Genomic DNA, 6246 nt, shown 5'->3' with positions numbered 1-6246 from the left:
CTCCGCGCCGCCGTCCGCTCCCGCGTGTGCCAGCGCGTACTGGCCGAACCCCGCCTGGACGCTCACCACGCCGAGGCTGTGCGCCACCACGTCGTGCACCTCCTGTGCCAGCAGCAGCCGTTCCTCCGAGCGGGCGGCCCGCTCCAGCGCCGCCCGGCGCTCGGCGGCCACGGCGGTGTGCGCGCGGTGCCCGCGAACGGCGCGCCCCACCGCCCAGACGGCCGTCTGGCCGAGGACGGCGAGCGGAAGATTGCCGAGGACTTCGTCGGGTGCCGTCGCGGTGACCGCCCAGCCGAGGACGGCCGCACCGAGCGCCGCCCGCCCGTCACCGGCCCACCCGGCCCACCCGGTCCGCCGGTCGTCGTCGGCGGCGTCCAGCACGCCGACGATCCGCTCGTGCAGGTAGGCGGTGAGGGCGTTCGGCGTCGGGTAGTCGAAGAGCACACTGGCGGGCAGCCGCAGGCCGGTCGCCGAGGCGAGCCGGTTGCGCAGCTGCACGGAGAGCACGGAGTCGAAGCCGAGGTCGCGGAAGGTCTCGTCGGCGGCGAAGCCGGTCCCGCCGGTGCCCTCGGCCAGGTGCTCGGTGAGCCAGCGGCGCAGGAAGCCCTCGGGCTCGGTGCGGATCCGGTCGCGCAGGGCGAGGGTCGCGGAGCTGAGGTGCTGCTCGGCGGTGGGCGCGGCGGGGCGCTCGTCGAGCCAGTAGCGCTCGCGCTGGAAGGCGTAGGTCGGCAGGTCGACGGTCGGTGCCGCGCCGATGATCCCGGCCCAGTCGACCGGCACACCGGCAACCCAGGCCTGGGCGAGGCCGGTGAGCAGGGTCTGCGGCTCGGGGTGGTCGCGGTGCTGGAGCGCCACGGCGAGTTCGGCCTCGTCGGGCCGGACCAGCGGGGTCAGGGTGGCGTCGGGACCGAGTTCGACGAACCGGGTGACGCCCTGCGCGCGGCAGGCGTTGATCGCGTCGTGGAAGCGGACCGTCGCGCCGACGTGCCCGATCCAGTAGTCCTCGGTCATCGGGGTGCCGGTGCGGCCGGTGACGGTGGAGACGATCGGGATGCGCGGCTCGGCGACGGTCAGGCCGTCGATCCGGCGGGCGAACTCGTCGAGCATGGGCAGGGTGAGCGGCGAGTGGGCGGCGTTCTGGACCCGGAGCCGGGTGGTGCGGCGGCCGAGGGCGCGGAAGTCGTCGGCGATCCGGGCCACCGACTCCTCGGCGCCGGAGAGCACGACCGAGGTCGGCCCGTTGATGACGCCGATGGAGACATCGGTGACGCCGTCGAGCGCGGCGAGCGTCTCCTCCTCGGTCGCCTCGACGGCGATCATGGCGCCGCCGGCCGGCAGGGCCTCCATCAGCTCGCCGCGGGCGGCGGCGAGCGCGGCCGCCTCGGGCAGCGAGAGGGCGCCGGAGACATGGGCGGCGACGATCTCGCCGAAGGAGTGGCCGACCAGCAGGTCCGGTTCGACGCCCCAGGAGGTGACCAGGCGGTAGAGGGCGACCTGGAAGGCGAACAGGGCGGGCTGCATGCAGCGCATGCCGTCCAGGGCCGGCCCGGCGTCGGCGCGCTCGCCGAACAGCACCTCGCGCAGCCCGAGGGCGGGGTCGAGGTGGGCGAGCACCTCGTCCAAGGCCGCGGCGAACACCGGGTAGGCGGCGTACAGTTCGCGCCCCATGCCGACCCGGTGGGCGCCGCCGCCGGCGAACAGGAAGGCCGTCCGCCCGGCCGGGGCGGCGAGGCCGCTGACGGCCTCCTCGTGGAGGCGCTCCAGGCGGGCGGTGAGGTCGGAGCGGTCCGTGCCGAGGACGACGGCGCGGTGCTCGAAGACGGAGCGGCCGGTGGCCAGCGAGCGGGCGATCCCGGCAGCGTCGGCCGCGGCCGCTCCGGCGTCGGCGCCCAGGTGGGCGAGCAGCTTGCCGGCCTGTGCCTCCAGCGCGCGGCCGGAGCGGGCGGACAGCACCCACGGCAGCGGGCCCCGCGCGTCGGTCGCCGCGGCGGCGGGCGTGGCGGTGTCGACCGGCGCGGCCCCGGCCGACGGGGCGGCGGCGTCCGCCGGGTGGCCGGAGTAGGGCCCCTCGGCCAGCACGACGTGGCAGTTGGTGCCGCCGATGCCGAACGAGCTGACACCGGCGACCAGCGGGACCTCCGGGTCCGGCCAGGCGTCGAGCTCGGTCTGCACCCGGAGGTTCAGCTCGTCGAGCGGGATCGCCGGGTTGGGGGTGCGGAAGTGCAGGCTGGCGGGCAGCCGGCGGTGGCGCAGCGCCAGTGCGGCCTTCAGCAGGCCGACGATGCCGGCCGCGGCCTCCAGGTGCCCGATGTTGGTCTTGACCGAGCCGACCCGCAGCGGCCGGCGGCCGTCGGCGCCGCGGCCGATCACGGCGGACACCGCGGCGGCCTCGACCGGGTCGCCCACGGGGGTTCCGGTGCCGTGGAGTTCGACGTACTGGACGGCCTCGGTGCCGATCCCGGCATTGGCGTAGGCCTGCCGCAGGACCTGCTGCTGGCCCGCGACATCGGGGTCGCTGAGCCGCTCCCCGCCGCCGTCGTTGTTGACGGCGCTGCCCCGGATCACGCAGTAGACGGGGTCGCCGTCGGCGACGGCCTGCGCGAGCGGCTTGAGCAGGACCACGCCGCCGCCCTCGCCGCGGACGAAGCCGTCGGCGCTCTCGTCGAACACGGCGCAGCGGCCCTTGGCGGAGAGGGCGCCGAGGCCGGCGGCGGCCCGCATGCCGTCCGGCGAGAGGATCAGGTTGACGCCACCGGCGAAGGCGAGGTCGGACTCGCCGCGGCGGATGCTCTCGCAGGCGAGGTGGACGGCGACCAGGGAGGAGGCCTGGGCCGCGTCGACGGAGAGGCTGGGGCCCTGGAGGCCGAGGGTCCAGGAGACCCGGTTGGCGACGACGGCCCGGTGCCGGCCGGTGAAGTCGTGCAGTTCGCCGTGGCCGGCCCGGTCGCTGCGGGCGGCGAGGGCGGCGTAGTCGTCGGAGGAGACGCCGACGAACACGCCGGTGCGCGAGCCGCGCAGCCGGTGGTCGGGCAGCCCGGCGTCCTCCATCGCCTCCCAGACCAGTTCCAGGGCGAGGCGCTGCTGCGGGTCCATGGCCGCGGCCTCGTCGGGCTCGACGCCGAAGAAGGCGGCGTCGAAGGTGCCGACCTCGTCGAGGAAGCCGCCGGTCCAGGACGCGCCGCCGGGGCCGCGCTGCTCCGGCCAGGGCGAGAGGGCGTCGGTGCCCTCCGTCAGGAGTTGCCAGAACGCGGCCGGACCCGATGCCGAGGGGACCCGACAGGAGGCTCCGATCACGGCGATGGCGGTGTCGTGGGTGCGGCCGATCGTCTGGTCACCGGACATGGAGGGCTTCATACCGGGAGTATCCGTTTCCGGACCGGACCGGGACTTCCGCCAGAGGAACGGCAGGAAGGCAGGGCTTCGGGGCAGGATCGGCGGCGCGAAACCAGGACTTTAGACCAAGGTGGGCGACCGGATTCCGGGCGCTGGGGCCGGCGCCGCCGTGTCCGCCGACCGTCGGACGTCCGGTCAGTCTGCCCACCGGGGGCCGGTGTTGAACGCGGACACGACAGCGGGGCGTCCGCACGGTGGTTCCGTGCGGACGCCCCGCTGTCGTGCGGTCGTCCTCCTCGCCGTCCGCGGCCGTCGTCTCACATGGCCGCGGCCGAGGCGATCAGCTGTGCCCGGGAGGCCATGTGGGCCTTCGCGAGAACGTTGGAGACGTGGAACTTGACGGTCTTTTCACTCAGGCCCAGCCGACGAGCGATCTCCTTGTTGGCCATGCCCCGCCGCACCAGCTGGAGCACCTCGGACTCGCGCGAAGTCAAGGGTGCGTGGGTGGGGACGACCGAGAGGGGGCGGGGTAGGGTGTCCCGCACGAACCGGAGGAGCAGGCCGCTGAGGCCGGGGGAGACGTAGCAGTCGCCGGTGGTGGCCCGGCGGACCGCTTCGACGAGGACCTCCTCGGGATCGTCGGAGTGCACGACGGCACGCACGTTGGCCTGCGTCAGACGGATCCAGTCGGCCGCGGTCTCGGCGTCCTCCACGACGACCACCAGGGCGGTGTCGAGGGCGGTCAGCTCGTGCAGGTGGTCGGTCTGGGTCCGGGCTTCGAGCACCACGACGTCCGGTTCGCGCACCGCCGTCGCCGTCAGCAGTCCGATGATGTCCGCGGCCTCGCCGACCACGGTCAGTGCGTCGTCCTGCTTCAGTGCCCCACGAATGCCCAGTCGCGCGTAGGGGTGTCTACTGCATACAAATACTCGTGTCTGGCTGCTGCCACTATCCAACTTTTCCGCTCTCCTGTTATGTGGGCACACAGGGGGGAGGGGCGGGGCCGGCCGGGCGTGAATGATCGGCACGCCGGGCTCGGCCCGCATTTCCGGGCAGCGCGAGATCGTGGTCGCGTTACCCGGTGAAATGGACAGTAAAAGACGCTCTCGAAATCGCCGGGAAATCCGTGGAAAGCCGCTTCGGGTGCGCGGCGCACCCGGGCCGGACCCGGCCGCCCGCGCGGGAGAATTCTGCGGGTGGCCGGATTCCGGACACGGTGCGGGGATGGAAAGGCGGATTGTCGAGACGCGGCGTGCTCGCCCCCGTGCAGTGCTGCGTCGGTCAGTCCGTCGAATTCCGGCGGGAGATCTCGATGGCGCCCACCGGACACAGTTGGGCGGCGCGCTCGACCGCCTCCTGGAGGTGCTCGGGCGGCTGGGAGATCCGCAGCAGCACCATGCCGTCCCGGTTGTCCTGGTCGAACACGTCGGGGACGGTCTCCACGCAGTTGCCGGACCCGCAGCACAGGTCCCGGTCGACGGTGATGTGCATGGTCACCACGTCACCGGCAGTTCGCCCAGCCCGAAGGTGACCGCCTCGTGGCGCTTCGGGACGTCCGCCAGGGTCGTCTGCGACCGGAGGTTGGGGAACTGCTTGGCCAGCTGGACCAGGGCGATCCGCAGCTCGGCCCGGGCCAGCGGCTGGCCGATGCACTGGTGCAGGCCGAAGCCGAACGCCATGTGCCGGTGGGCCTCGTTGCGCCGGGGGTCGAAGAACTCGGGGTCGTGGAAGACCGAGCCGTCCCGGTTGGCCATCGACAGCATCGCCACGACGCTCTCGCCGGCCTTGATCTCCCGGTCGCCGATGACGGCGTCCTCCAGGGCGAGCCTGGGGAGACCGGTCCGGACGACGGTGCAGTACCGGAGCAGTTCCTCGACGAGGTTGGGCGCCAGGCCCGGGTCCTCGCGCAGGGCGTCCAGGTGCTCGGGGTGCTCCAGCAGCGCCAGCGCCGACATCCCGATCATGTTCGCGGTGGTCTCGTGGCCCGCCACCAGCAGCAGCATGGCCATGCTCAGGAGCTCCTCCTCCTTGAGCTCCCCCGGGATCACGCGCTCGGCCACCAGTCGGCTGAGGAGGTCCTCGCCGGGGTGGGTCCGCTTGTGCGCGATCAGGTCGCCCAGCAGGCCGTTCAGGGCGCCCATGGCGGCGCCGACCTCGGCCGGACCGGAGTTCCGGTCCATGATCGCGCGGCTGTGGTGCTGGAAGAAGTCGTGGTCCGAGTAGGGCACGCCGAGCAGATGGCAGATCGTCATCGATGGCACCGGCAGCGCGAACTCGTTCATCAGGTCGGCCGGCGGGCCGATCTCGCGCATGCGGCCGAGGGCCTCGTTGACGGTCTCCTCGATCAGCGGCTCGATCCGCCGGATGTTCTTGATCATGAACTCGGCGGTCAGCATCCGCCGGAAGCGGCTGTGGGCGTCGCCGTCCATGAAGATGAACAGCCCGGACGCACCCTCGCGGGTCGGCGGGATCGGGTTCAGGACCGGGAACCCGGGGCGGTACTGGTCGGAGCTGAAGCCCGGGTGGCGCAGCAGCTGCCGCACGTCCTCGTGCTTGGTGATCAGCCAGGCCCAGCCGCCGAAGGGGAGTCTGATTCTGCCGGTCGACTCGTCGAGGTGCTTCAGGTCGTGATCTCTGACCGGAATGAACGGGTCGTGGTCCGACCCGATGAACGGGAACGCCGGAAAGGCGGCCACATCAACGCTTGCTACTTCCCCCACTTTTACCCCCGTGGATGGAACTCGACATTGAGCCATCACCCTAACAGGTCGTCATCGGACGGATCTTCGATAGTGATCCACCTCACATGCTCATGACGATTGGCTCGGGGAAAGTCCTTGGTTCGCCGAGGAAGCTCCTCCGGGAAGCGGTGGGAGTCGTTCCGTTCGTGTCGTTCGGAGGGGGGTGCTGGAT

General features: G+C 72.6%; 4 protein-coding genes. All 4 read right to left on the bottom strand.

Features of this window, described 5'->3' with window-relative positions; genetic code table 11:
* On the bottom strand, window positions 1–3342 hold a 3342-nt coding region (locus VR45_RS27710; RefSeq protein ID WP_159394376.1), incomplete at its 3' end, for a type I polyketide synthase.
* A 308-nt stretch (window positions 3343–3650) separates the two neighbouring features.
* Window positions 3651–4187: a response regulator transcription factor gene (locus VR45_RS42735; protein ID WP_052709422.1), complete on the bottom strand. Its 537-nt coding sequence runs from the start codon at window positions 4185–4187 to the stop codon at window positions 3651–3653.
* A gap of 427 nt (window positions 4188–4614) precedes the next feature.
* Window positions 4615–4824 carry a ferredoxin gene (locus tag VR45_RS27700; RefSeq protein WP_045942577.1) on the bottom strand — a complete coding sequence of 70 codons (210 nt, stop codon included), beginning with the start codon at window positions 4822–4824 and terminating at the stop codon, window positions 4615–4617.
* 2 nt (window positions 4825–4826) lie between these two features.
* On the bottom strand, window positions 4827–6029 hold the full coding sequence (locus VR45_RS27695; protein WP_063772553.1) for a cytochrome P450: 1203 nt from the start codon (window positions 6027–6029) through the stop codon (window positions 4827–4829).
* Window positions 6030–6246: the final 217 nt, after the last annotated feature.

Origin of the sequence: Streptomyces sp. NRRL S-495, assembly GCF_000966955.1 — a bacterium.
Lineage (GTDB): Bacteria > Actinomycetota > Actinomycetes > Streptomycetales > Streptomycetaceae > Kitasatospora > Kitasatospora purpeofusca.
Note: the sequence above shows the minus strand (reverse complement) of the source record. Positions and strands in the feature narration are given on the sequence as shown.

Coding starts and splice junctions, on each gene's coding strand:
- VR45_RS27700 (WP_045942577.1), bottom strand. CDS start 4,824: ATGCACATCACCGTCGACCGGGACCTGTGCTGCGGGTCCGGCAACTGC.